This window comes from Pseudomonas germanica, from assembly GCF_019614655.1.
Lineage (GTDB): Bacteria > Pseudomonadota > Gammaproteobacteria > Pseudomonadales > Pseudomonadaceae > Aquipseudomonas > Aquipseudomonas neuropathica.
Map to the genome: position 1 here is coordinate 649977 of NZ_CP071586.1, position 20036 is coordinate 670012.

The 20036-nt window shown below is 60.4% G+C and carries 15 protein-coding genes; all 15 read left to right on the forward strand.

The features are described from left to right. Positions 1–70 precede the first annotated feature (70 nt). The 15 genes from hutC to mdoH all read left to right on the forward strand — a co-directional run bounded on the left by hutC (position 71) and on the right by mdoH (position 19722). Positions 71–781 (forward strand): histidine utilization repressor, encoded by a 711-nt coding sequence (gene hutC / locus J0G10_RS02855; protein ID WP_163013658.1) that lies wholly within the window; start codon positions 71–73, stop codon positions 779–781. Further along, positions 778–1347, forward strand: coding sequence for a HutD/Ves family protein (locus J0G10_RS02860; protein ID WP_095047180.1), 570 nt, complete (start codon positions 778–780; stop codon positions 1345–1347). Before hutC ends, J0G10_RS02860 begins: the two co-directional genes overlap by 4 nt. 449 nt (positions 1348–1796) lie before the next feature. Further along, on the forward strand, positions 1797–3479 hold the full coding sequence (gene hutU / locus J0G10_RS02865) for a urocanate hydratase (protein ID WP_095047181.1): 1683 nt from the start codon (positions 1797–1799) through the stop codon (positions 3477–3479). 155 nt (positions 3480–3634) lie between these two features. Continuing rightward, on the forward strand, positions 3635–5107 hold the full coding sequence (locus tag J0G10_RS02870; RefSeq protein WP_095047182.1) for a purine-cytosine permease family protein: 1473 nt from the start codon (positions 3635–3637) through the stop codon (positions 5105–5107). A gap of 69 nt (positions 5108–5176) precedes the next feature. Continuing rightward, the gene (locus tag J0G10_RS02875; protein ID WP_095047183.1) at positions 5177–6145 is read left to right on the forward strand and encodes an ABC transporter substrate-binding protein; all 969 of its coding nucleotides are present in this window, start codon (positions 5177–5179) and stop codon (positions 6143–6145) included. A gap of 83 nt (positions 6146–6228) precedes the next feature. Continuing rightward, positions 6229–7080, forward strand: a complete 852-nt coding sequence (locus tag J0G10_RS02880) for an ABC transporter permease (RefSeq protein WP_007949591.1) — start codon at positions 6229–6231, stop codon at positions 7078–7080. Beyond that, positions 7077–7907, forward strand: a complete 831-nt coding sequence (locus J0G10_RS02885; RefSeq protein ID WP_123449374.1) for a quaternary amine ABC transporter ATP-binding protein — start codon at positions 7077–7079, stop codon at positions 7905–7907. Before J0G10_RS02880 ends, J0G10_RS02885 begins: the two co-directional genes overlap by 4 nt. A 142-nt stretch (positions 7908–8049) precedes the next feature. Beyond that, the gene (gene hutH, locus J0G10_RS02890; protein ID WP_220557378.1) at positions 8050–9573 is read left to right on the forward strand and encodes a histidine ammonia-lyase; all 1524 of its coding nucleotides are present in this window, start codon (positions 8050–8052) and stop codon (positions 9571–9573) included. A gap of 115 nt (positions 9574–9688) precedes the next feature. Further along, positions 9689–11221: a histidine ammonia-lyase gene (gene hutH / locus J0G10_RS02895; RefSeq protein ID WP_095047186.1), complete on the forward strand. Its 1533-nt coding sequence runs from the start codon at positions 9689–9691 to the stop codon at positions 11219–11221. Positions 11222–11356: 135 nt separating this feature from the next. Beyond that, the gene (hutI, locus tag J0G10_RS02900; protein ID WP_220557380.1) at positions 11357–12562 is read left to right on the forward strand and encodes an imidazolonepropionase; all 1206 of its coding nucleotides are present in this window, start codon (positions 11357–11359) and stop codon (positions 12560–12562) included. A 10-nt stretch (positions 12563–12572) separates the two neighbouring features. Continuing rightward, positions 12573–13376, forward strand: a complete 804-nt coding sequence (hutG, locus tag J0G10_RS02905) for an N-formylglutamate deformylase (RefSeq protein WP_220557382.1) — start codon at positions 12573–12575, stop codon at positions 13374–13376. A gap of 242 nt (positions 13377–13618) precedes the next feature. Then, entirely contained in the window at positions 13619–14590 is a 972-nt protein-coding gene (gene pip / locus J0G10_RS02910; protein ID WP_008080611.1) for a prolyl aminopeptidase, read from the forward strand. Next, entirely contained in the window at positions 14587–15024 is a 438-nt protein-coding gene (gene dtd, locus J0G10_RS02915) for a D-aminoacyl-tRNA deacylase (protein ID WP_007909321.1), read from the forward strand. Before pip ends, dtd begins: the two co-directional genes overlap by 4 nt. A gap of 350 nt (positions 15025–15374) precedes the next feature. Then, positions 15375–17159 carry a glucan biosynthesis protein G gene (locus tag J0G10_RS02920; RefSeq protein WP_425355394.1) on the forward strand — a complete coding sequence of 595 codons (1785 nt, stop codon included), beginning with the start codon at positions 15375–15377 and terminating at the stop codon, positions 17157–17159. Further along, complete coding sequence (mdoH, locus tag J0G10_RS02925) at positions 17152–19722, forward strand: glucans biosynthesis glucosyltransferase MdoH (RefSeq protein ID WP_095047190.1); 2571 nt, start codon at positions 17152–17154, stop codon at positions 19720–19722. The genes J0G10_RS02920 and mdoH overlap by 8 nt, the downstream gene beginning before the upstream one ends. Positions 19723–20036: the final 314 nt, after the last annotated feature.

Below are 20036 nucleotides of genomic sequence, written 5' to 3' on the forward strand. Positions count from 1 at the left end.
AGCCACTTTCACCAATGAACAGGGATCAACCGTGCCGACTCCGCCTCCAGTCTCCCCGTTGGCCGCGAACATGGGCGACAGTCCGGCGCCCTTGTACGCCCGCGTCAAACAGATGATCACCCAGCAGATCGACAGCGGAAACTGGCCGCCGCACTACCGCGTGCCGTCCGAAAGCGAGCTGGTCAATCAACTCGGTTTCAGCCGCATGACCATCAATCGCGCGCTGCGCGAGATGACCGCCGACGGCCTGTTGGTGCGCATGCAAGGTGTCGGCACGTTTGTCGCCGAACCGAAGAGCCAGTCTGCGCTGTTCGAAGTGCACAACATCGCCGACGAAATCGCCTCCCGTGGCCATCGCCACACCTGCCAGGTCATCACTCTTGAAGAAGAGGCTGCCGGTTCCGAGCGCGCGCTGGCGCTGGACATGCGTGAAGGGCAGAAGGTGTTCCACTCGCTGATCGTGCATTACGAAAATGATATTCCGGTGCAAATCGAAGACCGTTTCGTCAACGCACTGGTCGCGCCGGAATACCTCAAGCAGGATTTCACTCTGCAGACGCCTTACGCGTATCTCAATCAGGTGGCGCCGCTGACTGAGGGCGAGCACGTGGTTGAAGCGATTCTGGCCGAGCCCTCCGAGTGCAAGTTGCTGCAGATTGAAAAAGGCGAGCCGTGTTTGCTGATTCGTCGCCGCACATGGTCGGGGCGCCAGCCGGTTACCGCTGCTCGACTGATTCACCCAGGTTCCCGTCATCGTCTGGAAGGACGCTTTCATAAATGACTCAAGTGAAGGTTTTACGCGCCGAAGGCTACCCGCGCATGCCGTGGAAAAACGGTGGCGGCAGCACTGAAGAAATCACCCGTGACGCGGGGGCCGGCCTGGACGGTTTTGGCTGGCGCCTGTCGATTGCCGACATCGCTGAGTCGGGTGGTTTTTCGACGTTCGCCGGTTACCAGCGGGTGATCACCGTGTTGCAGGGTGACGGCATGACCTTGTGCGTTGACGGCGACGATACGCGGCCGCTGTTACCGCTCGACCCGTTTGCTTTCAGTGGTGAGAGCCAGGTGTCGTGCACGCTGCTAGGCGGTGCGATTCGCGATTTCAACCTGATCTATGCGCCGCAGCGTTACAGCGCGCGGTTGCAGTGGCTGGACGGTGAGCAGCGGCTCTTCAGTTCGGCGGGAACGTTGCTGGTGTTCAGTGTCAGCGATTTGCTGGAAGTGGCGGTTGGCGACAGCACGTCGCAGTTGGGGCGACATGATTGTCTGCAACTGGACGGTAACAGTGGGCTGGCCGAAGTCTCCACCAACGCCGCATGCTGCGTGATCGAGTTGACTGCGCGCTGATTCAAAAATCTTAAAAGATCGCAGCCTTCGGCAGCTCCTACAGGGTCTACATCAATCCCAATCCAGGAGCTGCCGAAGGCTGCGATCTTTTGCTTTTGGGGTGTTCCCAACCCACGCACCAACTTGTTACCGAACGCCCCAGCGTGGCGCAAAACCACGCTCACGTAACAAAGTCCCGTCGCCCTAAATCATCCCCATGAAAAATTTCATCCACGCCCGAACCCTTGATTCAGACGCCCTCCAGCCGTGCCCGCGATTTTTCTTGAACACCCCTCCAACAAGTTGGCCGCTTGATTGCATATGCTTGTATGTACAAGTAAAGACGTATGCGTATGAGTTGTTCGAGACTCTCCGCAGCGTCCACTGATTCGCTTGTCGCGCATTGATGCACGCAGGCTGCTTGCCCACTGCCAGGGTTGGTTTGAATTGATCGCTGAGGAGTCTTTTTCGTGACTGACAATAAGCCTACAAAGTTTCGCAACGTTGAGATCCGCGCTGCCCGCGGCAACAAGCTGACCGCCAAGAGCTGGCTGACCGAAGCGCCGCTGCGCATGCTGATGAACAATCTCGACCCGGAAGTCGCCGAGAACCCCAAAGAGCTAGTGGTTTACGGTGGTATCGGTCGCGCCGCGCGTAACTGGGAGTGCTACGACAAGATCGTCGAGAGCCTGACCAACCTGAACGACGACGAGACCCTGCTGGTGCAGTCCGGCAAGCCGGTCGGCGTATTCAAGACTCATAGCAATGCCCCGCGCGTCCTGATCGCCAACTCCAACCTGGTGCCACACTGGGCGAGCTGGGAGCACTTCAACGAACTCGACGCCAAAGGCTTGGCCATGTACGGCCAGATGACCGCCGGCAGCTGGATCTACATCGGCAGCCAGGGCATCGTTCAAGGCACCTACGAAACCTTCGTTGAAGCCGGTCGCCAGCACTACAACGACAACCTCACCGGCAAGTGGGTCCTCACCGCCGGTCTGGGCGGCATGGGTGGTGCGCAACCGCTGGCGGCAACCCTCGCCGGCGCTTGCTCGCTGAACATCGAATGCCAACAAGTCAGCATCGATTTCCGCCTGAAAAGCCGTTACGTCGACGAGCAGGCCAAAGACCTCGACGACGCCCTGGCGCGCATCGACAAATACACCAAAGAAGGTAAAGCGATTTCCATCGCTCTGCTGGGTAACGCCGCAGAAATTCTCCCGGAACTGGTCAAGCGCGGCGTACGCCCGGACATGGTCACCGACCAGACCAGCGCCCACGACCCGCTCAACGGCTACCTGCCGGCGGGCTGGACCTGGGACGAATACCGCGCTCGCGCCAAGACCGAACCGGCCGCCGTAATCAAAGCCGCCAAGCAGTCGATGGCGGTGCACGTCAAAGCCATGCTGGAATTCCAGAAGCAAGGCATCCCGACCTTCGACTACGGCAACAATATCCGTCAGATGGCGCAGGAAGAAGGCGTCGAAAACGCCTTCGATTTCCCGGGTTTCGTACCGGCCTACATCCGTCCGCTGTTCTGCCGTGGCATCGGTCCGTTCCGTTGGGCGGCGCTGTCGGGTGATCCGCAAGACATCTACAAAACCGACGCCAAGGTCAAAGAGCTGATCCCGGACGACGCCCATCTGCACAACTGGCTGGACATGGCCCGCGAGCGCATCAGCTTCCAGGGGCTGCCGGCACGTATCTGCTGGGTTGGTTTGGGCCTGCGCGCCAAGCTCGGTCTGGCCTTCAACGAAATGGTCCGCAGCGGTGAGCTGTCGGCGCCGATCGTGATCGGTCGCGACCACCTCGACTCCGGCTCGGTCGCAAGCCCGAATCGTGAAACCGAATCGATGCAGGACGGTTCCGACGCCGTGTCCGACTGGCCTCTGCTCAACGCATTGCTCAACACTGCAAGCGGGGCGACCTGGGTTTCCCTGCACCACGGCGGCGGTGTCGGCATGGGCTTCTCGCAACACTCGGGCATGGTGATTGTTTGCGACGGTACGGACGAAGCGGCCGAGCGTATTGCGCGCGTACTGCACAACGACCCGGCCACCGGTGTCATGCGTCACGCCGATGCCGGTTACCAGATCGCCATCGACTGCGCCAAGGAACAGGGCCTGAACCTGCCGATGATTACCGGTAAATAAACGCACAACCCCTGTAGGAGTGAGCCTGCTCGCGATGAGGCCGGCACGGTCGGCAAATGTGCTGACTGACCCATCGCAATCGCGAGCAGGCTCACTCCTACAAAAGCAAAAGCCAAAAAAGAACAAAACCCGGAACAATCCACAGAGGTTGAATCATGGCTGTTAACACCGATCGTGCAGGCAACAAACCGTTGATCGAAAAGCGTTCGATCGACTACATCCCGGAAGCGGAAAGACACGGTCGTCTGTTTAGCCAGTTCACCCTGTGGATGGGGGCGAATCTGCAAATCACCGCGATTGTCACCGGGGCCTTGGCCGTGGTGCTGGGCGGTGATGTGTTCTGGTCGTTGATCGGTCTGTTGATCGGCCAACTGCTCGGCGGCGGGGTGATGGCGTTGCACGCTGCGCAAGGGCCGAAGCTGGGTCTGCCGCAGATGATCTCCAGTCGCGTGCAGTTTGGCGTTTACGGCGCGGCAATCCCGATCGTGCTGGTGTGCCTGATGTACCTGGGTTTCACCGCGACGGGTACCGTGCTTTCCGGTCAAGCGTTGGGTCAGTTGTTTAACGTCAGTGACAGCGTCGGCATCCTGATTTTTGCCAGCGTCATCGTGCTGGTGACGGTGCTCGGTTATCGGGTGATCCACTGGATCGGCCGTGTTGCCAGCGTGATTGGCGTGATCGCTTTCGTCTTCCTGTTCTGGCGTTTGATGAGCCAAACCGACGTCGGCGCACTCCTGCAAATCCGTCATTTCAGCTGGAGCAGCTTCCTGCTCGCGGTGTCGCTCGCGGCCTCCTGGCAGATCGCTTTCGGCCCCTACGTGGCTGACTATTCCCGTTACTTGCCGAGCAACACCTCGGCGGTGAAAACCTTCTTCGCCGCCGGTGCCGGTTCAGTGGTTGGCGCGCAAGTGGCGATGATCCTCGGTGTGTTCGCTGCGGCTTCGGCCAACGGCCAGTTCGCCGGTCATGAGGTGGCTTACATCGTCGGTCTGGGCGGCACCGGTGCCACCGCTGCGCTGCTGTACTTCAGCATCGCGTTCGGCAAGGTGACCATCTCGACGCTGAACTCCTACGGCAGCTTCATGTGCATCGCGACCATCATCAGTGGTTTCAAAGGTCACCTGACCGTTACGCGCATGCAGCGTCTGGTGTTTGTGCTGGTGATTGTCGGCGCAGCGACCCTGATTGCACTGCTTGGTCAGCACTCGTTCCTCGGTGCGTTCAAGTCTTTCATCCTGTTCCTGCTCGCGTTTTTCACCCCGTGGAGCGCGATCAACCTGGTGGATTACTACTGCATCACCCGCGAGCGCTATGACGTGCCGGCGCTGGCCAATCCGAACGGTCGCTATGGCCGCTGGAACCTGCTCGGCATCAGCGTCTATGTGTTCGGTGTGCTGGTGCAGTTGCCGTTCATCTCCACCAAGTTCTACACCGGCCCGCTGGTGGCGGCCCTCGGTGATGTGGACATTTCCTGGATCATCGGTCTGGTGCTGCCGGCTGCCGTCTACTACGTGTGCGCAAAAAAATGGCACAGCGCGGTACCTGATCAACTGATTCTGCCGGTCGAGCAGAACAGCGTTGTACCACCTGAAAAAAGTGGGGCCGGTCGCGCTGCGGCGCAGGCCTGATTGGACGTGGACAGGGCTGGATGCCTCTTGACTGCCGTAAGCCAATTCATGATTAGGAGCGTCGAAACAATGAAATCGAACAAGACCCTGCTCACCACACTGCTGTCCATGGGCCTGCTGGCCAGTGCCGGTGCGACCCAAGCCGCTGGCTGGTGCGAATCGGGTAAACCGGTGAAATTCGCCGGCCTGAACTGGGAAAGCGGCATGCTGCTGACCGACGTGCTGCAAGTGGTGCTGGAGAAAGGTTACGACTGCAAGACCGACAGCCTCCCGGGCAACTCCATCACCATGGAGAACGCCCTGAGCAGCAACGATATTCAAGTGTTCGCCGAAGAGTGGGTCGGCCGCAGCGAAGTCTGGAACAAGGCCGAGAAGGCCGGCAAGGTCGTCGGTGTCGGTGCACCGATTGTCGGCGCTGTCGAAGGCTGGTACGTGCCGCGCTACGTGATTGAAGGCGACGCCAAGCGCAAGCTTGAGCCGAAAGCCCCGGACCTGAAAAACATTGCCGATCTGGGCAAATACGCCGCCGTGTTCAAGGACGCCGAAGAGCCGTCCAAGGGTCGCTTCTACAACTGCCCGGCGGGTTGGACCTGCGAACTCGATAACAGCGAAATGTTGAAAAGCTATGGCCTCGAAAGCAGCTACACCAACTTCCGCCCGGGCACAGGCCCGGCGCTGGATGCGGCGGTGCTGTCGAGCTACAAGCGCGGCGAGCCGATCCTGTTCTACTACTGGTCGCCAACCCCGCTGATGGGCCAGATCGACGCGGTGAAACTGGAAGAAAAACCGGGCGTCGACAAGACCGTAAGCATCAAGGTCGGCCTGTCGAAAACCTTCCACGACGAGGCCCCGGAACTGGTCGCCGTGCTGGAAAAGGTCAACCTGCCGATCGACCTTCTGAACCAGAACCTGGGCCGCATGGCCAAGGAACGTATCGAGTCGCCAAAACTGGCGAAAATCTTCCTCAAGGAACATCCTGAGGTCTGGCATGCGTGGGTCAGTGCAGACGCAGCCAAGAAAATCGACGCGGCGCTGTAGGTCGATACCTCCCGGTCAACCGTGAGGCTGGCCGGGAGATATGCCGTAATCGCTTGATTGAGATTTCTGATTGAGAGCCGCTTATGTTTCCCGAAAGCTTTACCTTTTCCATCGCCGACTGGGTCAACGGTTGGGTCGATTCACTGGTCACCAACTACGGTGATGTGTTCCGCCACATCTCCGACACCCTGCTCTGGGCCATCGTCAACCTCGAAGGCCTGCTGCGTGCGGCGCCGTGGTGGTTGATGCTGGCGATCGTCGGTGTCGTCGCCTGGCACGCCACGCGCAAAGTGGTGACCACGGCGGTCATCGTCGGTCTGCTGTTCCTCGTCGGCGCCGTTGGCCTGTGGGACAAGCTCATGCAGACGCTGGCGCTGATGATGGTCGCGACGATCATTTCGGTGCTGATCGGCATCCCGCTGGGGATTCTCTCGGCGCGCAGCAATCGCCTGCGTTCGGTGCTGATGCCGCTGCTCGACATCATGCAGACCATGCCCAGCTTCGTGTATCTGATCCCGGTGCTGATGCTGTTCGGTCTGGGCAAGGTCCCGGCGATTTTCGCCACGGTGATCTACGCCGCGCCGCCGCTGATTCGCCTGACTGATCTGGGTATTCGCCAGGTCGACGGCGAAGTGATGGAAGCGATCAACGCGTTCGGCGCCAACCGCTGGCAGCAACTGTTCGGCGTGCAATTGCCGCTGGCCCTGCCAAGCATCATGGCCGGGATCAACCAGACCACCATGATGGCCCTGTCGATGGTAGTGATCGCTTCGATGATCGGTGCCCGAGGTCTGGGTGAAGATGTGCTGGTGGGGATTCAGACTCTCAACGTTGGACGCGGCCTCGAAGCCGGTCTGGCGATCGTGATTCTCGCAGTGGTCATCGACCGCATTACTCAGGCGTACGGTCGGCCACGGCATGAGGTGAGCAAATGAGCAACGCAACCGTGAGCAAGATCGAAGTCAAAAACGTCTTCAAGATTTTCGGCAACCGCGCCAAAGATGCGCTGGCCATGGTCGGCCAGGGCAAGACCAAGGATCAGGTGCTGAACGAAACCGGTTGCGTAGTCGGCGTTAACGACCTGTCGCTGAGCATCGGCACCGGCGAGATCTTCGTGATCATGGGCCTGTCCGGCTCGGGCAAGTCGACGCTGGTGCGTCACTTCAACCGCCTGATCGACCCGACCAGCGGCGCGATCCTCGTCGACGGTGTGGACATCCTGCAATACGACATGGACGCCCTGCGCGAATTTCGCCGGCACAAGATCAGCATGGTGTTCCAGAGCTTCGGCCTGCTGCCGCACAAGAGCGTGCTCGACAACGTCGCCTACGGCCTGAAAGTGCGTGGCGAGAGCAAGCAGATGTGCTCGGAACGCGCGCTGCACTGGATCAACACCGTGGGCCTCAAAGGCTACGAAAACAAATACCCGCACCAGCTCTCCGGCGGCATGCGTCAGCGTGTCGGCCTGGCCCGCGCCTTGGCGGCGGACACCGACATCATCCTGATGGACGAAGCGTTCAGTGCGCTGGATCCACTTATTCGCGCGGAGATGCAGGACCAGTTGCTGGAGCTGCAAAAGACCCTGCACAAGACCATCGTCTTCATCACCCATGACCTCGATGAGGCGGTGCGTATCGGCAACCGCATCGCGATTCTCAAGGATGGCCGGCTGATTCAGGTCGGCACGCCACGCGAGATTCTGCATTCGCCGGCGGATGAGTACGTTGACCGGTTTGTGCAGCGGCGGGCGGCGGTGGTCTGACGCTCGTTCCCACGCTCTGCGTGGGAATGCATCCCGTGACGCTCCGCGTCACCCTGCACAGAGCAGAAGTCGGGACGCGGAGCGTCCCAGGCGGCATTCCCACGCAGAGCGTGGGAACGATCTTGTTCAAGAGGTTTTTTAGATGTCCCAGGCTGAAAAAATCGTTATCACCGGCAGCCCCCTGCGTTGGCAGGACGTGGTCGCCGTCGCCCGTCACGGCGCGCCTCTGGAACTGTCCAGCGACACCTGGGCGCGCATCGAAAACGCCCAAGGCATCGTTCAGCGCATCGTCGCCAGCGGCGAGCGCGCCTATGGCGTCAACACCGGTCTGGGCGGTTTGTCCAACGTCTCGCTCAAAGACGAGCAACTCAGCCAGCTCTCGCGCAACACCTTGCTTAGCCATGCCTGCGGCGTCGGCCCGGTGCTGCCCGATGAGCAGACTCGCGCGATCATCTGCGCGGCGATTCACAACTACAGCCACGGCAAATCCGGCATCCATCGCCGGGTCGTCGAAGGCCTGCTGACGCTGCTCAATCGCGGCATCACTCCGCAAGTGCCGTCGCAAGGTTCGGTGGGTTATCTGACGCACATGGCGCACATCGGCATCGCGTTGCTCGGCGTCGGTAATGTCAGCTATCGCGGCCAGATCACCTCGGCGCAACAGGCATTGGCTGAAGAAGGCTTGAAGCCGGTGCAACTGGGTGCGAAGGACGGTTTGTGCCTGGTCAACGGCACGCCGTGCATGACCGGCCTCAGCTGTCTGGCGATTGCCGACGCAACGCGGTTGGTGCAATGGGCCGACGTCATCGGCGCAATGAGTTTCGAAGCCCAGCGCGGCCAGATCGATGCGTTCGACGCTGAGATCATCGCGCTGAAACCGCACCCGGGCATGCAGCAGGTCGGCATCAATCTGCGTGCGTTGCTCGATGGCAGTGAAGTAATTGCGTCGAGCAAGGGCATCCGTACTCAAGATGCGCTGAGTATCCGTTCGATCCCGCAGGTGCACGGCGCTGCACGCGATCAATTGGAACATGCGATCAAACAGGTCGAAGCCGAACTCAACGGCTGCACCGACAACCCGCTGTTGCTCGGCACACCGGACAATTTCCGGGTGATGTCGCAAGCCAACCCGCACGGTCAGTCGGTGGCAATGGCCGCCGATCTGCTGGCGATTGCCATGGCCGAAATCGGCTCGATTGCCGAGCGTCGCCTCGATCGTCTGGTGAACCCGCACGTTAGCGGTTTGCCGGCATTTCTGGTGGCCAATCCTGGGGTTAATTCCGGGATGATGATCGTGCAATACGTCGCCGCGTCACTGTGTGCGGAAAACCGTCAATTGGCGCAACCGGCGGTGCTCGATAACTACATTACCTCGGGCCTGCAGGAAGACCACTTGAGCATGGGCACCAACGCCGCGCTGAAGCTGCACCGCGCCCTGGAAAACTGTACACAGATACTCGCTATCGAATATCTGCTGGCGGCGCAGGCGTTTGAATTCCTCAAGGAACAGCGCTTTGGCGTGGGCACTGACCGCGCGTGGCGACTGCTGCGCGAAACGGTTCCGGCCTACGACCAGGATCGCTGGCTGGCGCCGGATATCGCTGCCGCTGCGAGCGTTCTGAAAAACCCGAATACGCTGCACAACGTATTACCGAATCTGCACTGACAATACCCACGCCAGCGTGCCAAGGCGCGACTCCCCAAAAGGCGAGACGCGACGGACAACGGACATCTCCGGAGCGTCTGGCGAGTTAATAACAAACTCTCAAAAGGAGCACAAAATGACTGCGCTGAACCTGATTCCCGGCCAACTGAGCCTGGCCCAACTGCGTGACGTCTATCAGAACCCGGTCAAGCTGAGCCTCGACAACAGCGCCTCGGCGCAGATCGAAGCCAGCGTCGCTTGCGTCGAGCAGATCCTCGCCGAGAACCGCACCGCTTACGGCATCAACACCGGTTTCGGCCTGCTGGCCTCGACCCGCATTGCCAGCGAAGACCTGGAAAACCTCCAGCGCTCGTTGGTGTTGTCCCACGCTGCGGGTGTCGGTCAGCCGATCAGCGACGAACTGGTACGGCTGATCATGGTGCTCAAGGTCAACAGCCTCAGCCGTGGTTTCTCCGGTATTCGCCGAGTGGTGATCGATGCGCTGATCGCGCTGATCAACGCCGAGGTTTATCCGCACATTCCGTTGAAAGGTTCGGTGGGTGCATCGGGCGATCTGGCGCCGTTGGCACATATGTCGCTGGTGCTGCTCGGTGAGGGCAAGGCCCGTTACAAAGGCGAGTGGATGGAAGCCACCGAAGCGCTGAAAGTGGCCGGTCTGACCCCGCTTACGCTGGCGGCGAAAGAAGGTCTGGCGCTGCTTAACGGTACTCAGGTTTCTACCGCGTTTGCTCTGCGTGGTTTGTTCGAAGGTGAGGACCTGTTTGCCGGCGCGCTCGCGCTGGGCGGTCTGACGGTTGAAGCGGTATTGGGTTCGCGTTCGCCGTTCGATGCACGCATTCACGCCGCACGTGGCCAGAAAGGTCAGATCGACGCTGCTGCCGCTTACCGCGATCTGCTCGGTGAGCGCAGCGAAGTCTCTGACTCGCACCAGAACTGCGAGAAGGTTCAGGATCCATATTCGCTGCGTTGCCAGCCGCAAGTCATGGGCGCTTGCCTGACGCAGTTTCGTCAGGCTGCTGAAGTGCTGGCCGTCGAAGCCAACGCCGTATCGGATAACCCGCTGGTCTTCGCCGCTGAAGGCGATGTGATTTCCGGCGGCAACTTCCACGCCGAACCGGTGGCCATGGCTGCTGACAACATGGCCCTGGCCATCGCCGAAATCGGCTCGCTGAGCGAACGGCGCATCTCGCTGATGATGGACAAGCACATGTCGCAACTGCCGCCGTTCCTCGTCGCCAATGGTGGGGTGAACTCCGGCTTCATGATTGCCCAGGTGACTGCGGCAGCATTGGCCAGCGAGAACAAGGCGCTGTCCCATCCGCACTCGGTCGACAGCCTGCCGACCTCGGCCAACCAGGAAGACCATGTGTCGATGGCCCCGGCGGCCGGCAAGCGTCTGTGGGAAATGGCTGAAAACACTCGCGGGATTCTCGCGGTGGAATGGCTAGCGGCGGTGCAGGGTCTGGATCTGCGTAACGGTCTGAAGACCTCGGCGAAGCTGGAGCAGGCGCGGGCGATTTTGCGTAAGGAAGTGCCGTTCTATGAGAAGGACCGGTTTTTTGCTCCGGACATCAATGCGGCGACTGAACTGTTGGCTTCGAGGTGTTTGACTGAGCTGGTTTCGGCAAAGCTTTTGCCTAGCCTTTAACCCTACACACTGATCGTTCCCACGCTCTGCGTGGGAATGCCTCAAGGGACGCTCCGCGTCCAGTGACGCGGAGCGTCACGGCTGCATTCCCACGCAGAGCGTGGGAACGATCACCAACCCCAACGGAGGCCAACAGTGAAAACCCTCTGGCAACACTGCCACGTCGCAACCATGGCGCAAGGCGTCTACTCGATCATCGAGGATGCGGCCATCGTGACGTCCGGTGCGCACATCGAGTGGATCGGCCCGCGCAATCAATTGCCGTCCGGCGAATACCCGGCGGTCAACGACTTGCAAGGCGCATGGGTCACCCCCGGTCTGATCGACTGCCACACCCACACGGTGTTCGGTGGTAACCGCAGTGGCGAATTTGAAAAGCGACTGCAAGGCGTCAGCTACGCGGAAATCGCGGCGGCGGGCGGCGGCATCGCCAGCACCGTGCGCGCGACGCGTGAAGCGACGGAAGACGAGTTGTTCGCCAGCGCCGCCAAACGCCTGAAAAGCCTGATGCGCGACGGCGTGACCACGGTCGAAATGAAATCGGGCTACGGCCTCGATCTGGCCAATGAACGCAAGATCCTCCGGGTCATCCGGCGCTTGGCCAAAGAGTTGCCGATCAGCGTGCGCAGCACCTGCCTCGCCGCCCACGCGTTGCCACCGGAGTACAAGGATCGCGCCGACGATTACATCGATCTGATCTGCACTCAGATGCTGCCAGCGTTGGCCGCCGAAGGTCTGGTCGATGCCGTAGATGCCTTCTGCGAATACCTGGCGTTCTCCCCTGAACAGGTCGAGCGTGTGTTCATCGCCGCGCAAAAACTCGGCCTGCCAGTGAAGCTGCATGCCGAACAGCTGTCATCGCTGCACGGCTCAAGCCTCGCCGCGCGATACAAGGCGTTGTCTGCCGATCACCTGGAGTTCATGGACGAGGCTGACGTCATTGCCATGGCCAAATCCGACACCGTCGCGGTGCTGTTGCCGGGCGCGTTCTACTTCCTGCGTGAAACCCAGTTGCCGCCGATGGACGCCTTGCGCAAGCACAAGGTGAAAATCGCCATCGCCAGCGATCTCAACCCCGGCACCTCGCCGGCGCTGTCGCTGCGCCTGATGCTGAACATGGCCTGCACTTGCTTCCGCATGACCCCGGAAGAAGCCCTGGCCGGCGCGACCATTCACGCCGCACAAGCGCTGGGCATGGCCGACACCCACGGTTCGCTGGAAGTCGGCAAGGTCGCGGACTTTGTTGCCTGGCAAATCGATCGCCCGGCGGATCTGGCCTATTGGCTCGGTGGTGATCTGGATAAACGCGTCGTGCGTCACGGCGTCGAATCAAATCTGTAGGAGGGCGGTTGTGGATAAGGTTCTGAACTTCAAACAAGGTCGCGTGCCGCTGCTGATCAGCATGCCGCATGCCGGTGTGCGCCTGACCCCGGCGGTGGAGGCCGGACTCATCCCGGACGCGAAAAGCCTGCCGGACACTGACTGGCATATCCCCCAGCTTTACGACTTTGCTGAAGAACTGGGCGCCAGCACCTTGGCCGCCGAGTATTCGCGTTTTGTGATTGACCTGAATCGTCCGTCCGACGACAAACCGCTGTACGCCGGTGCCACCACCGGTCTGTACCCTGCGACGCTGTTCGATGGCATCCCGTTGTTCCGTGAAGGCCATGAGCCGTCGAAAGAGGAACGCGCAATCTACCTGGAGCAGATCTGGACGCCTTACCACCGCACGCTTCAGGAAGAACTGGCGCGATTGAAAGCCGAATTCGGCTACGCGCTGCTGTTCGACGCGCACTCGATCCGCTCGATCATCCCGCACCTGTTCGACGGCAAACTACCGGACTTCAACCTCGGCACCTTCAATGGCGCCAGTTGTGATCCGCAATTGGCCACGCAACTTGAAGCGATCTGCGCGCGTCACGACCAATACAGCCACGTGCTCAACGGACGCTTCAAGGGCGGCCACATCACCCGTCACTACGGCAACCCGGCCGAGAACATCCACGCCGTGCAACTGGAGTTGTGCCAGAGCACCTACATGGAAGAATTCGAGCCGTTTCGCTACCGCGCCGATCTGGCCGAGCCGACGCGGGTGGTGCTCAAGGAATTACTGCAGGGCTATCTAGTCTGGGGCGAAAAACACTACCGCGGCTGACTCACCCCTGTAGGAGCTGCCGAAGGCTGCGATCTTGATCGTTCCCACGCTCCGCGTGCGAATGCAGCCCGTGCCGCTCCGCGTCACTGGACGCGGAGCGTCCCAAGAGGCATTCCCACGCAGAGCGTGGGAATGATCAGGCCCCGGAGCATGCTCATTGACGTAAATCGGGTTTATGATGCCCAACGGCAGAATAATAGAAGTCCCCCCAGGGATGACCTCGACCCCTTACGGAGCGCGCAATGCAGACTTTGTTTCCGCAGATCAAACCTCACGCCCGGCACGATCTGGCTGTCGATGACACCCATACGCTGTACGTCGACGAAAGCGGTTCACCGGAGGGTTTGCCGGTTGTGTTCATCCACGGCGGCCCTGGCGCCGGTTGCGACGCGCAGAGCCGTCGCTATTTCGATCCGAACCTGTATCGCATTGTCACCTTCGACCAGCGCGGTTGCGGACGCTCCACGCCGCACGCCAGCCTGGAAAACAACACCACCTGGGATCTGGTCGCCGACCTTGAGCGCATCCGCAAACACCTGGGCATCGATAAATGGGTGCTGTTTGGCGGTTCGTGGGGGTCGACCTTGGCGCTGGCTTACGCACAAACCCACCCGGAGCGTGTGCACGGTCTGATCCTGCGCGGGATCTTTCTCTGCCGTCCGCAGGAAATCGAATGGTTCTATCAGGCCGGTGCCAGCCGTCTGTTCCCTGATTACTGGCAGGACTACATCGCGCCAATTCCGCTGGACGAGCGCGATGACCTGCTCAGCGCATTCCACAAGCGCCTGACCGGCAACGACCAGATCGCCCAGATGCACGCGGCCAAAGCCTGGTCGACCTGGGAAGGTCGTACTGCAACCCTGCGGCCGAACCCGTTGGTGGTCGATCGCTTCTCCGAACCGCAGCGCGCACTGTCGATTGCGCGGATCGAGTGCCATTACTTCACCAACAATGCCTTCCTTGAGCCGAACCAGCTGATCCGCGACATGGGCAAGATCGCCCATTTGCCGGGTGTGATCATTCACGGTCGTTACGACGTGATTTGCCCGCTCGACAACGCCTGGGAATTGCATCAGGCCTGGCCGAACAGCGAACTGCAGGTGATCCGTGATGCCGGCCACGCGGCCTCTGAACCGGGCATCACCGATGCACTGGTACGCGCCGCGGGGAACATGGCCCGGCGCCTGCTCGACCTGCCGCCTGAAGAAGCATGAAGGGGCTGTTACAGCGCGTACGCGGTGCGCGGGTTGAAGTCGCCGGCGAAGTGGTTGGCGCGGTGGATCACGGTTTGCTGGTGCTGGTGGCGGTCGAACCCGACGACACGCGTACCAGCGCCGACAAACTTCTGCATAAACTGCTTAACTATCGGGTATTCAGTGATGCGGAGGGCAAGATGAACTTGTCCCTCGCCGATGTCGGTGGCGGGTTGCTGCTGGTCTCGCAGTTCACCCTCGCGGCCGACACCAAAAGCGGGTTGCGCCCGAGCTTTTCGACGGCCGCGCCTCCGGCCTTGGGCGAGGAATTGTTCGACTATCTATTAAGCAGTGCGAAACAGGTGCATGGCACTGTGGCATCAGGTAGATTCGGCGCCGATATGCAGGTGCATTTGGTCAACGATGGCCCGGTTACCTTTTTGTTACAGACCTGAAAGCGCTTGAAACACCTTTTTAGGAAATTTCGACTGTTTTTAGGGTGTTTTCGCGATAAATACTTTGTTACCCCTGATGCGTTGTCATGCGGGCTACTAGATAATCGCGCGCACTGGGATCAGCGTTCGCTGATTCATTTTTGACTTAGGTAGAGACTTGTCTGGATCCGATTGGGGAATCATTTTGCCCCAGCGGAGTCGGAACAATGCTCGCCAACTTGGCAAGGGTGCTCTGGAAGGTCGGCTTTTCACTGCCGAAAGCCTCACAGGCACTTCATCTGGCCGTTGGTTTTTTGATCTGTTTTCGGCGAGGGTTGCTCGTGATTGTTAGTCCCTGTAATGCAGCAAAAATGTCTGCCAAACGCATGCGAAGTGCCCTGGTAGCGGGTTCGGCGCTCCTGTGCCTGCTCAGCGCCGGTCAGCTTTGGGCGTTCAATCTTGACGATGTATCGGCCAAGGCCAAAGAGCTGGCCGGGCAGAAGTTCGAAGCCCCGCGCAGCAACCTGCCGAACGAATTCCGCGACATGAAGTTCGCGGACTATCAGAAAATCCGCTTCCTCACCGAAAAGGCTGAGTGGGCTGATCAGAAGACCCCGTTCAAACTGTCCTTTTATCACCAGGGTATGCACTTCGATACACCGGTGAAAATCAACGAAATCACAGCGAACACCGTCGAAGAGATCAAATACGATCCGACCCGCTTCGATTTCGGCGACCTCAAATTCGATCCGAAAGCCACCGAACAACTGGGTTATGCCGGTTTCCGTGTGCTGTACCCGATCAACAAGGCCGACAAGCAAGACGAAATCATGACCATGCTCGGCGCGAGTTACTTCCGCGTTGTCGGCAAGGGCCACACCTACGGCCTCTCGGCCCGTGGCCTGGCGATTGATACCGCGCTGCCGTCGGGTGAAGAGTTCCCACGTTTTCGCGAGTTCTGGATTCAACAGCCGAAGCCGGGTGACAAGCACCTGGTGATCTTCGCCCTGCTGGATTCGCCGCGCGCTACCGGTGCCTACCGTCTGATCCTGCGTCCGGGCAGCGACACCATTGTCGACGTCAAGGCGCAGATGTTTCTGCGTGACAAGGTCGGTAAACTGGGTATCGCACCGCTGACCAGCATGTTCCTGTTCGGTGCCAACCAGCCGTCGAAAGTCCTCAACTACCGTCGTGAACTGCACGACTCCAGCGGTCTGTCTATCCATGCCGGTAACGGCGAGTGGATCTGGCGTCCACTGAACAACCCGAAACACCTGGCCGTAAGCAACTTCAGCGTCGAGAACCTGCGTGGCTTCGGTCTGCTGCAGCGTGGTCGCGACTTCAGCCACTACGAAGACCTCGATGACCGCTACGACAAGCGCCCAAGCGCCTGGATCGAGCCGAAGGGCGAGTGGGGCAAAGGCACCGTTGATCTGGTAGAGATTCCGACCGCCGACGAAACCAACGACAACATCGTTGCGTTCTGGAGCCCGGAAAAAATGCCCGAGCCGGGCCAGCCACTGGACTTCGCCTACCGCATGCACTGGACTATGGACGAAGCGGCGATTCACGCGCCGGACAGCGCCTGGGTATCGCAGACTCTGCGTTCGACCGGTGACGTCAAACAGTCGAACCTGATCCGTCAGCCGGATGGCAGCGTTGCCTACCTGGTCGACTTCGAAGGTCCATCGCTGGCGGCGCTGACCCCGGATGCCGACGTGCGCAGTCAGGTCAGTGTCGGTGACAACGCCGAACTGGTTGAAAACAGCGTGCGCTACAACCCGGAAACCAAAGGCTGGCGCTTGACCCTGCGCATGAAGATCAAGGACGCGAGCAAGTCGACCGAGATGCGTGCCGCTCTGGTGCAGCCAATCGTCACGGCCGATCTGGCCAAGTCTTCGGTGCCGGCGTCCAACTCGTCCGTTGCCAAGGCCGACAAGGTTGCCGCCAAGCAACAAGAGAAAATCGACAAGGAAGCCAAAGCCGCCGAGGCCAAACAGGCCGACGCTAAGCCAGCTGCAGATGCCAAGGACAAGGCCAACAAAGACGCCAAGCAGCCTGTTGCTGCCGACGCGGCCCCAGCCACACCGGAATCGGCACCGACTGAAGAAGTCCTGACCGAGACCTGGAGCTATCAGTTGCCTGCCGATGAGTAACTCTCAAGTACAGCCAGAGACTCTGTCCGAGTATCTGGCGCATCTGCCGATGACCGACGAGCAGCGCGCGGAACTCGCGGGCTGCCAGTCGTTCAGCGAGCTGCATGAACGCCTGTCGTCCGCGACGTTCGACGCCCCTGCCGAAGCCGCCCAGGCTTCGGTGCGCAAGCGCCTGACCCTGAGCACCGCCGAAGAACTTGAAGACGCGGAGATGCTGGTGCTCGACGCCAGCGGTCGCGTCAGCCTGAAGGCAACGCCGCCGATCCGTCGGACCAAAGTCGTGCCGGAGCCATGGCGTACCAATATTCTGGTGCGTGGCTGGCGCCGCATGACCGGTCGCACCAACCCGCCGCAGCCGCCGAAAGACGAAAACGTCCTGCCGGCCGCGCGCTGGCGCACCGTTGGTTCGATTCGTCGCTACATTCTGTTGCTGCTGATGCTCGGCCAGACCATCGTCGCCGGCTGGTACATGAAAGGCATCATGCCGTACCAGGGCTGGTCGTTCGTTGATCTCGAAGAAGTCCTGCATCAACCGCTGCTGCAAACCGCCACGCAAGTGCTGCCGTATGCGCTGCAAACCAGCATCCTGATTCTGTTCGGGATTCTGTTCTGCTGGGTATCGGCGGGTTTCTGGACGGCGTTGATGGGCTTCCTCGAGTTGCTCACCGGTCACGATAAATACCGTATCTCCGGCAAAAGCGCCGGCAACGAGCCGATTGCCAAAGACGCGCGTACCGCGCTGGTGATGCCGATCTGCAACGAAGACGTACCGCGCGTATTCGCCGGTCTGCGCGCAACGTTCGAGTCGGTCGCTGCCACCGGTGATCTGGATCGTTTCGACTTCTTCGTCCTCAGTGACAGTAACGACACCGACATTTGCGTGGCCGAGCAACAGGCTTGGCTGGACGTCTGCCGCGAGGCCAAAGGCTTCGGCAAGATCTTCTATCGCCGTCGTCGCCGTCGTGTGAAACGCAAGAGCGGCAACCTTGACGACTTCTGCCGTCGTTGGGGCGGTGACTATAAGTACATGGTCGTGCTCGACGCCGACTCGGTAATGAGCGGCGAGTGCCTGACCAGTCTGGTGCGCTTGATGGAAGCCACGCCGGACGCAGGGATCATCCAGACCGCGCCGCGTGCGTCGGGCATGGACACCCTGTATGCGCGTATGCAGCAGTTCGCCACCCGCGTTTACGGCCCGCTGTTCACCGCCGGTCTGCACTTCTGGCAGTTGGGTGAATCCCATTACTGGGGTCACAACGCGATCATCCGCATGAAGCCGTTTATCGACCACTGCGCCCTGGCGCCGTTGCCGGGTAAAGGTGCGTTCTCCGGTGCGATTCTGTCTCACGACTTCGTTGAAGCCGCGCTGATGCGCCGTGCCGGTTGGGGCGTGTGGATTGCCTACGACCTGCCGGGCAGCTACGAAGAACTGCCGCCGAACCTGCTCGACGAACTTAAGCGTGACCGTCGCTGGTGCCACGGCAACCTGATGAATTTCCGCCTGTTCCTGGTTAAAGGCATGCACCCGGTGCACCGTGCGGTGTTCCTGACGGGCGTAATGTCGTACCTGTCGGCGCCGTTGTGGTTCTTCTTCCTGGTGTTGTCGACCGCGCTGCTGGCGGTGAACACGCTGATGGAGCCGCAGTACTTCCTCGAACCGCGTCAGCTCTATCCGCTGTGGCCACAATGGCACCCGGACAAGGCGATCGCGCTGTTCTCGACGACCATCGTGCTGCTGTTCCTGCCGAAACTGTTGAGCATCATTCTGATCTGGGCCAAGGGCGCGAAAGAGTTCGGCGGCAAGTTCAAAGTGACCCTGTCGATGCTGCTGGAGATGTTGTTCTCCATGCTGCTGGCGCCGGTGCGGATGATTTTCCACACCCGTTTCGTCCTCGCCGCGTTCCTTGGCTGGGCCGCGACCTGGAACTCGCCGCAGCGTGATGACGACTCGACGCCTTGGAGCGAAGCGGTCAAACGCCACGGCCCGCAGACCCTGTTGGGCTTCTGCTGGGCGCTGCTGGTGATCTGGTTGAACCCGAGCTTCCTCTGGTGGCTGGTGCCGATCGTCGGTTCGCTGATGCTGTCGATCCCGGTGTCGGTGATCTCCAGCCGTGTCGGTCTGGGCCTGAAGTCCCGTGACGAGAGCCTGTTCCTCATCCCTGAGGAATACAATCCACCGCAGGCGCTGCTGGCCACTGATCAGTACACCCACGAAAATCGTTACCACGCCCTCAACGACGGCTTTGTCCGCGCGGTGGTCGATCCACAGCAGAACGCTTTGGCGTGCTCGCTGGCGACCTCCCGTCACGGTCAGGCCGAGCCGATCGAGTGGTTGCGTCAGGAACGTGTGCGCCACGCGATCAAGGTTGGCCCGGCCGGGCTGAACAACCATGATCGTCTGCAACTGCTCAGCGACCCTGTAGCGCTGGCGCGTCTGCACGAGCAGGTTTGGGCTGAAGGTCACGCCGAGTGGCTGGATGCATGGCGCGCGTCGGTGAAAGCCGATCCGCATGCGCCGTTGCTGCCGCTGCGACCGGTGAGCTTGCAGGCTCAGCCGGCCTGATAAAGAAACCCCGCTAGCCAGCGGGGTTTTTTTTGGCCTGCTGAAAAGCCCCTCATCGGAACGCCGCCCGCCTACCCCTCTCCCAAAGGGAGAGGGGACTGACCGAGTTGGATGTTCGAGTTACGCCGACCTGAAATATCCAGTCGAACTCGGATTTGAACAGCATGAAGATCGGCTCCCTTCCCCCCCCTCGCCCCTTGGGGGAGAGGGCTGGGGTGAGGGGGTAGCCCTTGATTGTTAAACAAATCGTCCATTAAACCTTGTGCAAAAAAACGAGTGCGTTAGCATCCGTCCCCGAATTGGCGCACCCGGGC

Coding starts and splice junctions, on each gene's coding strand:
- hutC (WP_163013658.1), top strand. CDS start 71: ATGGGCGACAGTCCGGCGCCCTTGTACGCCCGCGTCAAACAGATGATC.
- J0G10_RS02860 (WP_095047180.1), top strand. CDS start 778: ATGACTCAAGTGAAGGTTTTACGCGCCGAAGGCTACCCGCGCATGCCG.
- J0G10_RS02870 (WP_095047182.1), top strand. CDS start 3,635: ATGGCTGTTAACACCGATCGTGCAGGCAACAAACCGTTGATCGAAAAG.
- J0G10_RS02875 (WP_095047183.1), top strand. CDS start 5,177: ATGAAATCGAACAAGACCCTGCTCACCACACTGCTGTCCATGGGCCTG.
- J0G10_RS02880 (WP_007949591.1), top strand. CDS start 6,229: ATGTTTCCCGAAAGCTTTACCTTTTCCATCGCCGACTGGGTCAACGGT.
- J0G10_RS02885 (WP_123449374.1), top strand. CDS start 7,077: ATGAGCAACGCAACCGTGAGCAAGATCGAAGTCAAAAACGTCTTCAAG.
- hutH (WP_220557378.1), top strand. CDS start 8,050: ATGTCCCAGGCTGAAAAAATCGTTATCACCGGCAGCCCCCTGCGTTGG.
- hutH (WP_095047186.1), top strand. CDS start 9,689: ATGACTGCGCTGAACCTGATTCCCGGCCAACTGAGCCTGGCCCAACTG.
- pip (WP_008080611.1), top strand. CDS start 13,619: ATGCAGACTTTGTTTCCGCAGATCAAACCTCACGCCCGGCACGATCTG.
- dtd (WP_007909321.1), top strand. CDS start 14,587: ATGAAGGGGCTGTTACAGCGCGTACGCGGTGCGCGGGTTGAAGTCGCC.
- J0G10_RS02920 (WP_425355394.1), top strand. CDS start 15,375: ATGTCTGCCAAACGCATGCGAAGTGCCCTGGTAGCGGGTTCGGCGCTC.
- mdoH (WP_095047190.1), top strand. CDS start 17,152: ATGAGTAACTCTCAAGTACAGCCAGAGACTCTGTCCGAGTATCTGGCG.